13 protein-coding genes and 1 pseudogene are annotated in these 15,347 nt (G+C 64.0%); 8 read left to right on the top strand and 6 right to left on the bottom strand.

Annotated elements, in window-relative coordinates; translation table 11 throughout:
• Positions 1–73: 73 nt before the first annotated feature.
• A complete protein-coding gene (locus ACNJX8_RS33210; protein ID WP_439358191.1) occupies positions 74–1,630 on the top strand; it encodes a L,D-transpeptidase in 1,557 nt (518 codons plus the stop codon).
• Between the two features lie 48 nt (positions 1,631–1,678).
• Here the strand turns inward: ACNJX8_RS33210 and ACNJX8_RS33205 are convergent, their stop codons facing one another.
• Positions 1,679–2,494, bottom strand: a complete 816-nt coding sequence (locus tag ACNJX8_RS33205; protein ID WP_439358190.1) for a class I SAM-dependent methyltransferase — start codon at positions 2,492–2,494, stop codon at positions 1,679–1,681.
• Between the two features lie 94 nt (positions 2,495–2,588).
• On the opposite strand from ACNJX8_RS33205, the pseudogene ACNJX8_RS33200 reads away from it, so the two are divergent.
• Positions 2,589–2,681 (top strand): annotated as a pseudogene (locus tag ACNJX8_RS33200) (oxidoreductase); the annotation flags it as partial.
• A 13-nt stretch (positions 2,682–2,694) separates the two neighbouring features.
• On the opposite strand, the gene ACNJX8_RS33195 reads toward ACNJX8_RS33200, so the two are convergent.
• From ACNJX8_RS33195 to ACNJX8_RS33180, 4 genes are read right to left on the bottom strand one after another with little or no spacing between them, the layout of a single operon-like run.
• The gene (locus ACNJX8_RS33195) at positions 2,695–3,204 is read right to left on the bottom strand and encodes a DoxX family protein (protein WP_128935857.1); all 510 of its coding nucleotides are present in this window, start codon (positions 3,202–3,204) and stop codon (positions 2,695–2,697) included.
• Complete coding sequence (locus ACNJX8_RS33190; RefSeq protein WP_439358188.1) at positions 3,201–3,983, bottom strand: HvfC/BufC N-terminal domain-containing protein; 783 nt, start codon at positions 3,981–3,983, stop codon at positions 3,201–3,203. The genes ACNJX8_RS33195 and ACNJX8_RS33190 overlap by 4 nt, the downstream gene beginning before the upstream one ends.
• The gene (gene bufB, locus ACNJX8_RS33185; protein WP_439358187.1) at positions 3,973–4,887 is read right to left on the bottom strand and encodes an MNIO family bufferin maturase; all 915 of its coding nucleotides are present in this window, start codon (positions 4,885–4,887) and stop codon (positions 3,973–3,975) included. Before bufB ends, ACNJX8_RS33190 begins: the two co-directional genes overlap by 11 nt.
• A gap of 45 nt (positions 4,888–4,932) precedes the next feature.
• Positions 4,933–5,238 carry a BufA1 family periplasmic bufferin-type metallophore gene (locus ACNJX8_RS33180; RefSeq protein WP_249760017.1) on the bottom strand — a complete coding sequence of 102 codons (306 nt, stop codon included), beginning with the start codon at positions 5,236–5,238 and terminating at the stop codon, positions 4,933–4,935.
• A gap of 313 nt (positions 5,239–5,551) precedes the next feature.
• On the opposite strand from ACNJX8_RS33180, the gene ACNJX8_RS33175 reads away from it, so the two are divergent.
• The 4 genes from ACNJX8_RS33175 to ACNJX8_RS33160 all read left to right on the top strand — a co-directional run bounded on the left by ACNJX8_RS33175 (position 5,552) and on the right by ACNJX8_RS33160 (position 10,752).
• Entirely contained in the window at positions 5,552–7,648 is a 2,097-nt protein-coding gene (locus ACNJX8_RS33175) for an adenylate/guanylate cyclase domain-containing protein (RefSeq protein ID WP_439358186.1), read from the top strand.
• Between the two features lie 125 nt (positions 7,649–7,773).
• Positions 7,774–8,358 (top strand): HutD/Ves family protein, encoded by a 585-nt coding sequence (locus ACNJX8_RS33170; protein WP_439358185.1) that lies wholly within the window; start codon positions 7,774–7,776, stop codon positions 8,356–8,358.
• Positions 8,359–8,473: 115 nt separating this feature from the next.
• A complete protein-coding gene (locus ACNJX8_RS33165) occupies positions 8,474–9,667 on the top strand; it encodes an adenylate/guanylate cyclase domain-containing protein (RefSeq protein ID WP_128938295.1) in 1,194 nt (397 codons plus the stop codon).
• Between the two features lie 290 nt (positions 9,668–9,957).
• Complete coding sequence (locus ACNJX8_RS33160; RefSeq protein WP_091884142.1) at positions 9,958–10,752, top strand: adenylate/guanylate cyclase domain-containing protein; 795 nt, start codon at positions 9,958–9,960, stop codon at positions 10,750–10,752.
• Positions 10,753–10,783: 31 nt separating this feature from the next.
• Here ACNJX8_RS33160 and ACNJX8_RS33155 read toward each other — a convergent pair whose 3' ends face one another.
• Entirely contained in the window at positions 10,784–13,900 is a 3,117-nt protein-coding gene (locus ACNJX8_RS33155; protein ID WP_439358184.1) for an ATP-binding protein, read from the bottom strand.
• Between the two features lie 437 nt (positions 13,901–14,337).
• On the opposite strand from ACNJX8_RS33155, the gene ACNJX8_RS33150 reads away from it, so the two are divergent.
• Positions 14,338–14,526, top strand: coding sequence for a hypothetical protein (locus tag ACNJX8_RS33150; RefSeq protein ID WP_439358183.1), 189 nt, complete (start codon positions 14,338–14,340; stop codon positions 14,524–14,526).
• Positions 14,527–14,562: 36 nt separating this feature from the next.
• A complete protein-coding gene (locus ACNJX8_RS33145) occupies positions 14,563–15,291 on the top strand; it encodes a sulfite exporter TauE/SafE family protein (RefSeq protein WP_439358182.1) in 729 nt (242 codons plus the stop codon).
• Positions 15,292–15,347: the final 56 nt, after the last annotated feature.

Raw genomic sequence — 15,347 nt, 5'->3', positions numbered from 1 at the left:
GAATTCTTAAGTCAAAGAGCGCAATTTGACATTTGAGCGACACCGGCAGACTGGCAGTTCGACCGAGGATGGCATGAAAAACCGATCGACGACGGCGCAATCCACCAGGGCGATGCGGCGTCGGGGGCCTGCCGGGATCATTGCGCTTGCGGCAGTGGCCACGTTTGCAGCGGTGGCCCCGGCGACCGCGGCCAAGCAGCCCCGCCAGGCGGCCGAGGCGGTGGCGCCGCGCGTGGCCGGCGAGCCAATCATGGCGATCGTGTCGATCAAGAGCCAGCAGGTCACCTTCTACGACGCCGACGGCTGGATCCTGCGCGCGCCGGTGTCGACCGGCACCACGGGACGCGAGACGCCGGCCGGCGTTTTCGCCGTCATCGAGAAGGACAAGGACCATCATTCGACCATGTATGACGATGCCTGGATGCCGAACATGCAGCGCATCACCTGGAATGGCATCGCGCTGCATGGCGGGCCGCTGCCCGGCTATGCCGCCTCGCATGGCTGCGTGCGGATGCCGTTCGGCTTTGCCGAGAATTTGTTCGAAAAGACGTATATCGGGATGCGCGTGATCATCTCGCCGGACGATGCGGTCCCGACTGAGTTCTCTCACCCCTCGCTATTCATGCCGAAGCGGGAGGCCATGGCGGCGGCGCCGAGCCGTGCCGACAAGCTCTCCGTCGAGGCCGAGGAGGCCACGAGGGCCGCCGACGAGGCCAAGAAGGCCGCATCGGCCGCGGCGAAAGAAGCCGCCTCGCTCCCGGCGGCGCTGCGCAAGCTGGACCAGCAGAAGGCCCGCGCTGACGCCGAGCTCGCCTTCGCCGACAAGTCGCTCGCGAACGCAAAGACCGATCAGGCCCGCGCCAAGGCCGAGGAGCTGAAGCAGAAGGCCGCCACCAAGGCGGCGGATGCCGCGACGCAGCTCGATGCTGCCAAGACCGCCGCGCAGCCGAAGCGCGACGCCGCCGCCGCCACCAAGGAGGCCGCCAAGGCGGCGGCGACCAGGAAGGCCGACGTCGTGAAGGCGGCGACCGACGCAAAGCTCGCGCTCGAGCCGGTCTCGGTCTACATCAGCCGCGCGACGCAGAAGCTGTATGTGCGGCGAAACACCCACAAGCCGGCGCCCGACGGCGGCGGCGAGGTGTTCGACACCAGCATCGAGGTCCCCGTCACGATCCGCAATCCCGACCTGCCGCTCGGCACGCACATCTTCACGGCGATGGCGAAGACCGATACGGGTCTGCGCTGGAGCGTGGTCACGATTGAAAACGGCGACGGGGCGAGGAACGCGCTCGACCGGATCACCATCCCGCAGGAGGTGCTCGACCGCATCGCGCCGACCGCGTTGCCGCGCTCGTCAATCATCATCTCGGACGAACCGTTGAGCAGCGAGACCAATTACCGCACCGAATTCGTCGCGGTGCTAAGCAACCAGCCGCAGGGCGGCTTCATCACGCGCAAGCCGACCGCGCCGGCCATGATCGCGAGCGATGACGGCTGGGACAATGGCGGCAACGGCTTCTTCTTCTTCCAGCAGCGCGACCCGTATGTGCAACCGGTCAATCCGCGCCGGCAGCGTGGCCAGTACCAGTACTATCAGTCGACGCAGCCGATGCAGCGGAATTGGTGGTAAGCGGGCGCGCCATCGCGCCGGGGCCGTACATGACGGACGCCGAAGTCATCAGATGCGGCGCGCCGTGATCACTAGCGCCTGGATCTTGGCTTCGACCGGCCCTGACCCGTGGCGGATTCGGATCGCCTCGGCAACGGCGTCGGTCGCAGCCTGAAGCCTGCTCGCATCCCGGGCTTCGATCTCGCCACGTAGTGGCGTTCCCTGGCAGTATGCGATCGCCACGTGGTCCGCCGTTGGCGCGCGGCTGATTGCGGCTCGCGTTTCGATCGAGACGTTGCCAAAACCTGCGCGTTCGAGATCGGCTCGGATGATCGTCTGGTCGAAATAGCCGTGCGGTGTCCGCGCCATGAAACGAGGCGGATCATCGGGAAACAATTTGCCGAGGGCCATCGTTGCATCGTGGGCGAACACGTTCTCCTCGATGCGGTCCCAGACATTGAAGAGGAACGTGCCGCTCGGCTTCAAGACGCGCCTTGCTTCTGAATAGCCCTTGACGCGGTCCGGAAAGAACATGGCACCGAACTGACAGCAGACCACGTCGAACTCGGCGTCGCCGAAGGGAAGAGCGGTTGCATCCGCCTGGCGCCATGAAACGCGGGGATCCTCACCCTGGCGCTGCGCTGCGATCGCCAGCATCGGCTCGTTGAGATCGGTTGCAACGTAGCGGATGCCGGGCGGCAGCGCTGCCGTCACCGCGCGCGTGACGGCGCCGGTGCCTGCGGCGGTCTCGAGTAGGACCGAGGGCGAAAGTGCGGCGACGCGTCTTGCGATGTCGTCGGCATACTCGGCGAAGATCATCGGGACGAGATATTCGTCGTAGAGTTTTGGGACCGAGCCGGCGAAAACCTTGTCAGTGTCGGACATGCTTGCCTCGCTGAAGGTCTGGACACGGGATTCAAGCTAGCACGGATCGCCACGTCGCCGCGCCAGCAAAGACGTGACCCGGGCCGGCTGCTGCATCGCCTATGCGGTGCTGTTCTTCCTGTCGGACGAAAGCGTCTACGTCACCGCGCAGACGCTCGCGGTCGACAGCGGCCTGAGCGGGATGTGAGGCCGCCAGCGTCTTATCGCGCGTGCGATCGCGCGCGACAGATGAGATGGTCGAGCGAGATATGCCCGGGTCCGTAAGCCATGAGTGCGAGTGCCATGGCCGCCCAGGTGAGGTGAAGCGGCCAGCCGTCGGGCACGGTGAGCTCGACGATGACGGTCATGAACAATAATCCGAGCGCGGCGAACCGTGTGCCGAGACCCAGCACCAGCAGGATCGGAAACATGATCTCGCCACATCCCGACAGAAAGGCCAGCACCGCCGGCGCAGGAAAGTGATAGGGCCCGCCGGGCAGATGCAGCATGAACTCGTCGCTGAACAGCGCCACCGCGGTGTCGTTGAGTCTGAGGAAGCCGTCCCACTTGAGGATGCCCGAGCGCCAGAACGGAACGGCAAGCGCCGCGCGCAGCACGAGCTGAACGAGCGAGGGCGCGGCAATCGTCCGTATCAGATCGTTGGCCTTGTCGAGCAGCAGCCCGAGTGACGGCAGGCCGCTTCCTGCGGTCATGCGTTGGTCGGTGATCATCGTGCGTCTCCGAGAACAAGCGAAGTGAACGCGCCAGCCTCGATCAGGCCGGTGATGTTGAAAGCGAGATCGAAATCGGGGCATGCATCCAGCGCCGACGCAGCGGCCCCGCCGAGTGGTTCGCCCGACGCCAGACGTTCGGCAAACACTGCGCCGCCGGGCGGAAGGCGCCGCACCATGACGTCGAGTTCGGGCCGGCTGATCAGTGCGTCTTCCGGCGTAGATGCGTCGATGCGCTCAAGCGGTGCGTCGTCGCGGTTGGCGGCAAACACCGTCACCGCCGAGAATGACGAGCGCACGATCCGCAGCGCCGGATGCGGGACGAAGACGAGATCGGCCAGTCGCTCCGTGGCGACGGCTGCGAGCCCGGCGGGCGACAGCGGTGCGGCGTCTCGCGCATGGTAGGCATCGAGCCACGCCCGCTCGATGCGGGCGACATCGGCAAGCCAGGGCATTGTCTGCGCGTACTCATATCGTGCGATGAAGTCGGCAAACTCGCGGCCATATTCGAACAGCAGCGGGGAAGTTGGCGGGCTGCTGCGGATGTGGAAGCGCGCCATGGCACGGAAGAAATCAGGACCGGTGATGCGCTGCACCGCTGGATAAATCGCAGCGAGCGCGCTGATCAGGCTCATCGTGACATTGTTGCGGTAGACGGCGTAGCGCTTGCCGGCGGCCTTGCCGTTGGGACCCGCCACGATCGCAGGCGCCGACCGCGCGGGGTCCAGCAGGCCCCGCGCAAAGGCGGCGGCAAAGGATAGATCCTGCTCAGGCGGCATGACGGTCTCCCACCAGCGCGGCCGGGCCGTAACGATCCAGAATCGCTTGTGCTGCGGTGGCTTCCGCCTGCAGGACCGGCCAGTCCGGAATCATGCTGTCCCATTCGATCAGCGTCGGCACGCTGCCGCGGCGCCGGATGACGATCTCGTAGAGCTTCCATACGGCATCCGCGACCGGGCCGTCATGGCTGTCGATCAGCAGCAGGTCGCCTTCGTCGTCCGCCTGCTCAGCATGGCCGGCGAGGTGGATCTCTCCGACGCGCGACAGCGGAAACTCCGCGAGATACTCAAGCGCGGAAAATCCGTGATTGGTCGCGGATACGAAGACGTTGTTGATGTCGAGCAGCAGCCCGCAGCCGGTGCGTTCGGCAATGGCGCGGATGAAATCGGTCTCGCTCATCGACGATTCGCGAAAGGCGACATAGGTCGACGGGTTTTCCAATAGCAGCGGACGGCGGATCGCGTTCTGCACCTGGTCGATGTGGTCGCAGACGCAAGCCAGCGTCGCTTCGGTGTAAGGCAGTGGCAGAAGATCGTTGAAGAAGCTGGTGTCATGCGTCGACCAGGCAAGATGCTCGGAGACCAGCGCCGGCTGGTAGCGAGCTACCAAGCCTCGGAAGCGGGCCAGATGCGCCTTGTCGAGCGGCTGGGGTGAACCGATCGACATGCACACGCCGTGCAGCGACAGCGGATGGTCGCGGCGGATCGCCTCCAGCGCGCGATGGGGCGCGCCGCCCGCGCCCATGTAGTTTTCGGCGTGCACCTCGAAGAATCCGCGTTGCCGGTCCGCGCTCAGGATGGCCTGGAGGTGCTCGGGCTTGAAGCTCGTCCCGGCAACGCCGCCGATGGGAGCGGAGTAGCGGAGTGGCACCGCCGACACGTCGGGCACGATTGCCGTCGTCATGGTCTCCTCCGCTTTTCCATATTGTCGTGGGCGCGACGCCGCGCGTTAGACCGGCTTGAGCGAACCCTTCTTGCCGTTCGGCAGCTCGATGCCGGAGCAGGTGCCGCCCTGCACGAACTTCCAGGCGTTGCCCTGGAAGTCGACGGTCGAGGTGCCCTGGCAAGTCGTGCCCGGCCCCGCCGCGCAATCGTTCTGGCCCTTCAGCGCGACGCCGAAGCATTTTTCCTTCTTGGCGGCGATGGCCGCATCGCCCTCCGCCTTGGTCAGCGGGCCGGCGGCGGCAAGGGTGGCGAGGGCGGTTGATACCGCGCCGGCGAGAACGATCGACGTGACGACATGCTTGGCAGACATCGGAGTTTCTCCTGTTCGAGATAGCATCGCCCGGGCAGGCGAAGGCGCATGGTCTGCTTCGCTCCGCGCGCAGCCCGCGTTACCGCGAAGCTGCTCACGAATCCGTGAGACCGTTTGGATCTGGCGCACCACAGGTGCGCTTGGGTCAGGATTAGCGGGCATGCGGCCGTTCAAATCCAATGCCTTGGCGCTATCGAGACATTAGCGGGAGAGCATTGGCTGCGACCGATTGAGCCTGCCAGAGGTAACGAACGGCGGAAGCCTGCGTAGAGCGATGACAGGAGCCGTGCGCGGCCGAAGGCTGAAACAACCCATGAACGTCGATCCCGGACGGCAGCTTCGCGCGATCGCCAGGCTGACGGTCAGCATTCGCCTGGCCGTCTCGGCCCTGGTCCTGGCCGCGATCCTGCTGACCGCGGCGCTGTCGAGCCTGTTGTGGTGGCGAACGGCGGAGGCGACCAGCCGGCAGCTTGCTTCGACTATCAACGAGCAGATCGTCGCGGCGGTCCGCAAGGAGGTCTCGGCCATCGTCGACGAGGCGCGCGCCGCGCACACCGCAATCCGCACCCTGTTCCTCCAGAACGTGCTCGACACCCGCGAGGCGGACAAGCGCGAATTCGTGTTCCTCTCGCAGTTGCAGTCGCAGGCGACGATCTCCTGGGTCGCCTTCGGCTGGCCGGACGGCTCCTTCTTCGCCGCGCACAAGCTCGGCGATCGCCGCCTGGAGATGATGGAGATATCGCTGACCGACCATGCGGGCCAGCGGCGCGTCGACGAGTATGACGTCGTGCCCGGCGATATCGAGTTCGCCAATCGCCGTTTCGAGCCGACCGAGTTTCGCGTCGCCGACCGCACCTGGTTCAAGGCTGGGCTCGCGGCCGAGGAGCCGCAATGGTTCAGGGTGATGGACCATCCCACCGGCGAGCGGCCGTCGATTGCCTTCGCAGGACCGATCGACGTCTATCAGGAGCGGCAGGGCGTGCTCGCGATCATGATCGAATATACGCGGCTCGCGCGCTTCCTGTCGCAGCTCGAGGTCGGGCGGACGGGAACGGCCTTCATCATCGATGATAGCGGTGAGCTGGTCGCCGCACCGGATAAGGACGCCGACGAGCTGCATCCCGCCAAGGGCGATACCAAGCTGCTCCCATTGGCGCGGTTGGCGCTGGCGGCGGCAGGCGACGAGGGCCGCAAGCGGGCCTCGCGCAGCCGGCTGACGTCCGCTGGCGCCGCCTATGAAGTCGCGCTCGCGCCGCTGCCTTTTCACGGCTGGTCGCTCGCCACGGTGATCCCGGAGGCCGAGTTTCTCGGGCCGGTCGAGGCGACGCTGCGGCGGCTGATCCTCGGCCTCGCAATCGGCGCCGTGCTCGCGGCGCTGGCATCGGCAATGTTGGCGCGCTCCGTCATTGCTGCGCCGCTGTCGCGTGTCGTGGGCGAGCTCCGCCACGTCGAGGCTTTCGCGCTTGAGCAGGTCCGCCGCCATCCGTCGCGTCTCAAGGAGATCGCGAGCCTGTCGGGCGCGATCGCCGAAATGGCAGCCGGCCTCTCCGCGTTCCGCAAGTTCATCCCGGCCGATCTCGTCCGTTCGCTGCTGCGTCAGGGCGTCGAGGCCAAACCCGGCGGCGGCATTCAGGTGCTCAGCGTGATGTTCATCGACATCGCCGGTTTCACCGGATTGTCGGAGCGGCTCGGCGACCGCGTGGTGCCGCTATTGTCGCGCTACCTCGACCTCGCCTCCGAGGTCATCGTCGCCAATGGCGGCACCATCGACAAGTTCATCGGCGATGCCGTGATGGCATTCTGGGGCGCGCCGCAGCCGCAGTCCGACCACGCGCTGCGATGCTGCCGCGCGGCACTCGGCTGCCGGAGAGCAATCGACGCCTCTGGCCTTGCCGACGATCTCGGCCAGCCGCTCCAGATCCGGATCGGCATCAATTCCGGCCGGATGCTGGTCGGCAATATCGGTTCGGAGCTGCGCCTGAACTACACCGTGATTGGCGACGCGGTGAACGTTGCCAGCCGTCTCGAGGGCGCCAACAAATCCTATGGCACGCAAATCCTGATCGGCGAGGCAACCGAACGTCTGGCCCGCGGCGCCATCATCACGCGCGAGATCGACAGCATTGCCGTGTACGGACGCGAGGAGGGATTTTCGGTCTATGAGCTGATCGGGCTCGTCGGCGAGGATGGCGTCGGCAACGAGCCTCCCGGCTGGGTCGGTCACTACGCGCAGGGACTGGCCCATTACCGCGCACGCCGATTTACTGCCGCGCTCGCCGATTTCGAAGCCGTGCTGTCTGAGCGCGGCCGCGATGGTCCAGCCGAGCTGATGCGCGAGCGCTGTCGGAAATCGTCCGCCGCTGCACCCGATGACTCCTGGCGTCCGGTCGCAGCGTTGACGACGAAGTAGCAAGCGCGTTGCTCAACGAGCCGACCGGCGGACTCCGACGCGAAGGTCTGATGGCGCTCGGAATCGGCGCGCGTCATTTGCCAAACCAGTTGGCAAAGTCTGCCCATCACGGGCATGATGCGGACATGAAAACCACGCTGCTCAAACCCGAACACTACACCCGCTCGCCCTGGAAGAACGGCGGCGGCATTTTCACCGATATCGCGGATGCCCATCGCGCTGGCGCGCCCGTGAAGGATTGGGACAGCCTGCTATGGCGCTTCGCCTCGACGCCGATTGTGGCGCCGGGTCCGTTCTCCCATATGCCCGGCATCGACCGGCTCCAGATGATCGTAGGCGGGCGCGGGCTGGTGCTGAAGTCGCCCACGCAGGAATTCGACGAGCGCGAGCCGTTCACCACGGTGCGTTTTGCCGGCGAGCTCGCGATCGTCACCGAGCTCGAGGCGGGTCCCGTCGAGGTCGTGAACCTGATGGCGCGGCGGGGTGCGGCGGAGATCGAGCTCGAAGCGCTCAGGGAGCCCGGCGATCGAGCGTTGTTTGCCGGCACGCATCTGGTTTACGCGGTTCGGGACGATTGCAGCATCCGTCTTGGCGACGCGCATTTTGCCATTCCTGGCGGCGGCACGCTGAAGATCGAGCTCACCGAGCCATCGCGCCTTGCGCTCGCATCGGGTCTGGCGGTGCTGGGATCGATCCGGATCGTCGGCTAGACGGCGACTGTCCCGCCAAGCCGCTGCGCACAAACCGGGCAATTGGCCAGGTTGACGCCGCCGCATCGGAGCACGATATCTGCTCGATGTAGACCGCCGCTAAAAAGGGCAGGATATGAACGCGCCGCCAGACAACCACGCCCCCACGCAAGCCGACAGCGTCGTCGACTGGCTGACCAACGGCACGCGCGACGAGCGCTTCGTCGACAATATCTTCGCACAGATGTGCATCCGCCTCCAGCAGGCGGGCATCCCGCTCAAGCGGTCGACGCTTCACATCCTGATCCATCACCCGCAATGGCTGGGGGCCCGCATGATGTGGTCCGACGGGATGCGGGAGGCGGAGATTGCATTGGTCGACTATGACGTGCGCGAGCGGTCCGAATATATCGGCAGCGCCGCCAACGAAATCCATGACGGCGCCGCCGAGGTGCGCGAGCGGCTCGAGCAGGATTCCTCGCTCGGCCGCAAGCACGCCCTCTATGACGAGATGCGGGCGCGAGGCCTGACCGACTATGTGGCCTGGCCGCTTTACCACACGCTCGGCAAGCGCCATATCGTCACCTTCGCGACCGACCGGCCCGGCGGATTCGACGATGCGCACATCGCCGGCCTGAAGAAGCTGCTGCCGGTGCTGGCGCTGGTCAGCGAGATCCGCGTCAAGAACCGGCTGGCGCGCACTCTGCTCGAAACCTATGTCGGCTCCCATGCCGGCGAGCTGATCCTGGCCGGCGCCACCAGGCGTGGCACCGGCACGACGGTCCGCGCCGCGATCATGATCTGCGATCTCAGGGATTTCACGAAAATCTCCGACAACTGGCCGCGCGACGACGTCATCGATCTGCTCAACGACTATTTCGATGCGATGTCCGAACCGATCGCGCGACATGGCGGCGAGATCCTCAAATTCATCGGCGACGGCCTGCTCGCCATCTTCCCGCTCAGCCAGCCCGATGCCTGCGCCAACCTGCTGCATGCCGTGACCGAAGCCCGCAAGGCCATGGCCGCGCTGAACGAGCGCAACAACGGGACCGGCCGCGCGCCGCTGAATTACGGCATCGGCGTCCATGTCGGCGACGTCATGTATGGCAATATCGGCTCGACCAGCCGGCTCGACTTCACCGTCATCGGCCCCGCCGTCAACATGGCCTCCCGCCTCGAGGCCTTGACCAAGCAGCTGGGACGAACGGTGCTGCTGTCGCGCGCCTTCGCCGAGCTGGTGGAGCGGGAGTTCGAGCTGGAGCATGTCGGCCAACACGAGGTGCGCGGCTTCAGCGACCCCATCGAACTGTTTGCGTATCAGGGGTAACGGCGCGCGGAAGACCGGCGACGTCGTCGTCATAGATGTCCATGTCCTTTCGGGTGCGGGCTGGCTTGAATGGCGCCCCCGCAACGGCCATGGCCGCGATCGCGCCTGCCTGGTCGTTGCGTTTCCGAGATCGAACGAAAATTCGGCCCCCGCGATCTGCGGCGGCAGCGGAGCCTAGGATGCGGGCCTAGGAGGGAGGAGGGGCGGGTTGGAAGTGCTGTTGCCAACCCCGGATTGTACGACTACGTTTTGCCGAAGGTCCGCCCAAACGGTCTTTGGCCCATCCGTTCATGCCGAAATTCCTTCGCATCGGAGTCCATCAGTCCAACGTTTCCGGATACACGTCGAAGGCGTGGTGTGTCAGGCGCGTCGGCTCGGCGGTCTTCCTGAAGTGGGGCGCCGTCGAGGTGCAGGGCGCCGGCGACGGGCGCAAAGTCTACTGGTCGCGATCGCCGCAGCAGAAGACCGTTCGTTGTGGCACGGCGCAACGTGCCATTGATTACGCAACGGCGGCGATCGCGCGGCGGCGCAACCATCGCTACGAGCCGCTGACCGGACCGATCGCGCTCCGGCGCAGATCCACGATGCGCAGCACCGAGCTCAAGCAGGCGCTCGCCACCATCCTGATCGTCGATATTGTCGGCTCCACCGCAAAGGCTGCCAAGCTCGGCGATGCGCGCTGGACCAAGGTGATGGGCCATTACTACGCAGCCGTCCGCAAGGAGCTGAAGAGCTCGCGCGGCAAGGAAGTCGTGACCACCGGCGACGGCGTGCTGGCGACCTTCAAGAAGCCCGCCGCCGGCATCAATTGCGCGACCGCGATCCAGAAGGCCGTGCGCACGCTCGGGCTCGAGATCAGGGTAGGCCTGCACGCCGGCGAATACACGATCAGCGGCGGCGAAATGGTCGGTCTCGCCTTCCACATCGGCACCCGCGTTGCCGCGAAGGCGCGGGCGGGGGAGGTTTTGGTGTCGAGTGCGGTCAAGGAGCTGGTTTCGCAGCCCGAGATCCGTTTCAGGGATCACGGCGTGCATCAGCTGAAGGGCGTGCCGGAGCGGTGGAGGCTGTGGCGGGTGGAGGGGTGAGTTCTCAAACGCGTTCGGCAAGCCCCGTCGGCTAAGAGGGTCGCGGAGGCGAGGTCATCGCTTCCAGTTGCGCTGTTCGCGTTGCTAACCCAGCGAGCAAGCTCTTGTGCAGCCGATCCTCGGGGTCGAAATTTCGCGCGAGCCTTCGGACGGTCTCGACAAATCGCAAGCGATAAGTCGCCGCCCTGTCGACGTCTCCGTGCTTCGCGAAGATCTCGGCGGCAGTGCCGTACACCCGCCACGAAGCAATCGGGAAATCGGCGTCGTCAACGATCTCCAGCGCGCGGGAGAGGTGCGGTAGAGCGTCCCCCGAATCGCCCAGGCCAAATGCGATGCGCGCAAGCAGCTCGTGGGCCTTGGCCAGGTGATTGAGATCGGGCGCCGATGCGACATAGTCGTGCAGCTGGCGTGCCCATCTGCGAGCCTGGGTGAAGTCGCCGATCAGCAGGCAATATTCGCCGAGACAATGATACACCTGCGTTGCGGCAGTAAATTCGATGTCGATGCCTTCTTCACGCCTGCGGCGCTCAATATCATCGAATTGCTTGCGAGCTCCCAACGGATCATTCAGGCCGACAAACGCCTTCGCAAGGACGGCCCGCTTGTGGAAATATGTGGACTGATCGCCCACCAGCAGACTGTCGTCGACGCTTTCGCAGAGCTCCCGGGCTCCCTCGAAATCCATCGCTTCGACATGCAACCACGCAAGCGTCAGCCGGCACAATGCGCTGCTGGGATCGTTCGCGTTCCTGACCGCCAGTTCGAGGCCGGCCGTGATTTCGCGCTGTAATTCGCGCCACTCGCCGAGATGAATGAGCGCGATCGACTCGAGGACATTGAACAGGACGAACGTGTAAACGTCGCCAACCATGCGCGCCAGCCGCTTTCCCTCCGTGCCGGCGCGGCGGCATTGCTGGTACCGCGATCTCCAGCAGTCAACGATCCCCGATATTCCATGACGCCGGATGAGGATGCCATAGTTGGTCGCGCTGGCGCTCAACTCGATCGCCCTGTCGCAGAGCGTGGCGTCCTGATCCCTCCAGCCGTTGAGGAACAGGTTGATGCTGGCGCTGCTGCCCTGGGCCAGGGCCTTGAATGTGTCGTCCGCAAGCGCCTGGCTTCGCGCCAATACATCGTCGGCTGCCTCGAGGCAGGCGTGGCGATCGACCCGCAGCCATAAAGAGCTCACGGCCATGAGACTGTTGAGCTGCTGCTTGATTTCACCGACCTGTTCGGCGCACGCAATCACATCCTGGAGATCGCGGATCGAGCCGACGAGGTCGCCTCCCGAACGGAGAGCCAAGCTTCGTTGCCGCAGAAGTGCGATGCGGGTTGAGAGTTTGTCGGCAGCATCGAAGCGGTCGAGTATGCCAAGCGCGCGGGTGAGATAGCTCGCGGCCTCGGCATGGCCGAGGCGCTTCATCGAGCTCTGTGCCGCTTCTCCGAGGTAGCGCAACGCGCTCGGGAAATCGCGACCCTGCTCGAAATGAAGGGCAAGCTCTGGCGCTATTTCGCCGGTGCGGCCCGCATAGGCCTCCTGCAGCCTTTTGCCCAAGCGCTTGTGTGTCTGCGCGCGATGTCCAGGCGGTAGATTCTGATAAATGACGTTCTGATAGAGAATGTGACGGAAGGCGTAAGCACCCGAATAAGTTCCATCGGGCCATTCGGAAACACCTGAACGAACAAGGATATGATCCTTCCGGATCAACGCTTCGATGTCGCGTTCAACGTCGATGGCGTCATCGGATAGGCCGGCTGCAACGAGAGCTGCAGAAAATTCTTCGCCGGCAACGCTGGCGACATCGAGCAGGCGCCGTTCGTTATCGGTAAGGCGTTCGAGTTCATGGCCGATCATCTTCAAGAGGCTGTCCGGAATGCCGTCTCGAGCAAACGCGCCTTGCGAAGACAGGCGCCATCTGCCGTCCACCTCGACGATCCATTCCTGGTCGATCAGATGCTTGAGCAGTGACGCAACGAACAGCGGGTGCCCCAAAGTTCGCTCGAATACCGGCTTTGACAGGGTCGAGGCCAATTCGGCGTCATTGAAACGCAATGCGAGATAGTGCCCGACCTCCTGGGGCGACAATCGATCGAGGTGCAATTCGCTGCAGCACCCATGAATCTCGAGATCCTGGTGCAGGCGGCGGATCGGATGCCCACCGATGGCGCTGTCGGCGGGCCGATAAGAGCAGAGGACCAGCACGCGTGCCTCACCCTTCCCGCGCGCGAAACGAGACAGCACGTCGAGTGTCGCGAAGTCGCTCCAATGCAGGTCTTCGAGAACAATCACCCAGGGGCGGCCGGCGCTCAGCGCTTCGAGGAGATCGCAAAACTCGCGCAGCATCCGCTCACGCGTCGCGCCGAACACTTCATTCTGGAAAGCCGCGCGTTCCGATGCGTCGATGGCGCCTGGCAATTGCAGCAGCCACGTGGGCGCGTGGGTGCGAACCGCCGAAATCAGCTCGGGACCGTTCGTTCGATACCTGTTCACCAGGGCATCGATGAGCGGCAGAAACACCTCGTCTGTTCCGAACCGTTCGGTACAGCGCCCATAAAGCAGATCGAAGCCCTGTTCCGTCAACCGCTCGATGGCTTTGGCGATGAACGCCGTCTTGCCAATTCCGGCTTCGCCCGTGACAAAAGCCATCTGCCGTTTGCCGGACGATACGTGCCGGGTCATCTGATCGATCATCCCGAGGGGGGCTGTCCGGCCGACCACCAGGGTGGAGGTTTCGATCTTCAGAGGTGCGACTGCGCTCTCGACCTCCCTCGGTGCTTCCCGCACCGTGCCGATAAAGCGGACGCCTTTGCGCGGTAAAGTCTTGATCAGCCGTTGCGCCTCGCCGGAATCGCCTATTCCCGTACGAGCGGCGTTGATGCGGGTGGTGAGCGCTGACTCCGAGATGATGCGCCCGCCCCAAATTGCACTGATCAGATCGTCCTTGGTCACCACCCGGGCGCGGTGGCGGATCAGATATTCGAGGAGGTCGAAAACCTGAGGCTGCAACGGAATCGCACGTCCGTCGCGGCGCAATTCCCGCTGGTCGGTGTCGAGAACAAATTCGTCAAATAGATACAGCAAAACAATGCCTTCGGAGGTGCGCGCCAGGCGGATATTGAACCGGTACACCGGGCCGAAATCAAGCACACCCTGCAAAATCAAGGAAACGATAAGAACAAATTAAGCCCGCCTTAAAGCGCGGCGCGGCGTCCCGTTCGATACTTCCAGCCGTATCCAGCCACTCACACAAGGTGTTCGTGTCATGCGCTTGGAAGAAAGAGCGCCGCGTCTCACTCGCGTGTTCTATGAGGCGTTGCTTCACAAGGTGTTTCAGTCGATCGCGGCACCCTCCGTAGCACTATTTAACAGCAGAGCTTCAACCAGAAGCGATGCGCCATTTTCGGCGAATTCGTTTGTCGCCTCCACGAGTTCTTCCCGAAAAGAAGACCGGTTTGGGCGCCTCCTTCAAACGCTCCACCACTCGCGACGGCTGCAGGCAGGGTCAACCCTTCGACAGCATCGTCGTCTGATCGACAATACGTGGCACCAGTTTGCCTCTCGGTCAGATATTGGCGGAGGTGACAATGTCGGCCAGTGAAGAGTCGTTCGAACGCAAGCTTCTGATTTCGGCATTGAGCGAGAATGCGCTGCTTGCAACGATCGCCATCTGCTTTGTCATTTTGCACATCCTTGCAGCCACGATGTTGACGTCGACCGGCCAGAGCGATGCTGGAGCTGCGCCCGAACTGCCCGGGCTGTCGTCGGAGGACTAATCGCAAGGTCGCCATTCCAGGATGAAAGGTTAGCTCATGGGCGACATTGCGTCGTTTTGCCTGCTCAGTATCGCAGTGTTTTGCGGCGCGTTCGTCTCGGGCCTCGCGGGCTTTGCCTTTTCGGCGGTGGCTGGCGCTATTCTCCTTCACGTTCTCCCGCCACTGGAGGCGGTCCCGCTGATGATGGCCTGCAGCATCACCGTGCAGGCCACAGGTCTTTGGGCCTTGAGAAAAAGCATTCGCTGGAAACAGAGCTCAGTTCTCGTCGTTGGCGGTTTGCTTGGCGTCCCGATCGCTGTGTGGTTGCTGCAAGCTGCAGACGCGCGGATATTCAGGGAGAGCTTTGGTCTCGCGGTCGCCTGCTATGCGGCCTACACGTTATTCCGGCCGGTGCTTTCTCATCGCTCGCAGATGAATGCGGGACGCAATGCATTAATCGGTTTCGGCGGAGGCTTTGTCGGCGGGTTGACGGCAATGCCGGGTGCAATACCGACCATATGGTGTGACATCCACGGGGTGCCAAAAACCGAGCAGCGCGGAATGGTTCAACCCTTCATCGGCGCCATGCAGATATTCGCCCTTGTTCTTATGCTGATCCGAAGAGATCTCTCGACAAAGGTCCTGGTTGACTTCGCCATCACCATCCCGGCGCTCCTCGCAGGAACGGCGCTCGGTATTTATGTTTTTCGCTGCGTCAATGACGCGCTGTTCCGGCGGATTATTCTCAGCATCCTGCTGGTTTCGGGACTGTTGCTGGTATTTTAGTTCCGAACGTCGCGCCTCCGGTTGCAACGGCAGCCATTTGGAGCACGCGCACGCGC

Source organism: Bradyrhizobium sp. SPXBL-04 (assembly GCF_051853035.1).
Taxonomy (GTDB): Bacteria; Pseudomonadota; Alphaproteobacteria; order Rhizobiales; family Xanthobacteraceae; genus Bradyrhizobium; species Bradyrhizobium zhanjiangense.
The sequence above is the reverse complement of the archived record's forward strand: the minus strand, read 5'-3'. Positions and strand labels throughout refer to the sequence as shown.

Coding starts and splice junctions, on each gene's coding strand:
- ACNJX8_RS33195 (WP_128935857.1), bottom strand. CDS start 3,204: ATGATCACCGACCAACGCATGACCGCAGGAAGCGGCCTGCCGTCACTC.
- ACNJX8_RS33160 (WP_091884142.1), top strand. CDS start 9,958: ATGCCGAAATTCCTTCGCATCGGAGTCCATCAGTCCAACGTTTCCGGA.
- ACNJX8_RS33165 (WP_128938295.1), top strand. CDS start 8,474: ATGAACGCGCCGCCAGACAACCACGCCCCCACGCAAGCCGACAGCGTC.
- ACNJX8_RS33170 (WP_439358185.1), top strand. CDS start 7,774: ATGAAAACCACGCTGCTCAAACCCGAACACTACACCCGCTCGCCCTGG.
- ACNJX8_RS33210 (WP_439358191.1), top strand. CDS start 74: ATGAAAAACCGATCGACGACGGCGCAATCCACCAGGGCGATGCGGCGT.
- bufB (WP_439358187.1), bottom strand. CDS start 4,887: ATGACGACGGCAATCGTGCCCGACGTGTCGGCGGTGCCACTCCGCTAC.
- ACNJX8_RS33145 (WP_439358182.1), top strand. CDS start 14,563: ATGGGCGACATTGCGTCGTTTTGCCTGCTCAGTATCGCAGTGTTTTGC.
- ACNJX8_RS33150 (WP_439358183.1), top strand. CDS start 14,338: ATGTCGGCCAGTGAAGAGTCGTTCGAACGCAAGCTTCTGATTTCGGCA.
- ACNJX8_RS33190 (WP_439358188.1), bottom strand. CDS start 3,983: ATGCCGCCTGAGCAGGATCTATCCTTTGCCGCCGCCTTTGCGCGGGGC.
- ACNJX8_RS33205 (WP_439358190.1), bottom strand. CDS start 2,494: ATGTCCGACACTGACAAGGTTTTCGCCGGCTCGGTCCCAAAACTCTAC.
- ACNJX8_RS33180 (WP_249760017.1), bottom strand. CDS start 5,238: ATGTCTGCCAAGCATGTCGTCACGTCGATCGTTCTCGCCGGCGCGGTA.
- ACNJX8_RS33175 (WP_439358186.1), top strand. CDS start 5,552: ATGAACGTCGATCCCGGACGGCAGCTTCGCGCGATCGCCAGGCTGACG.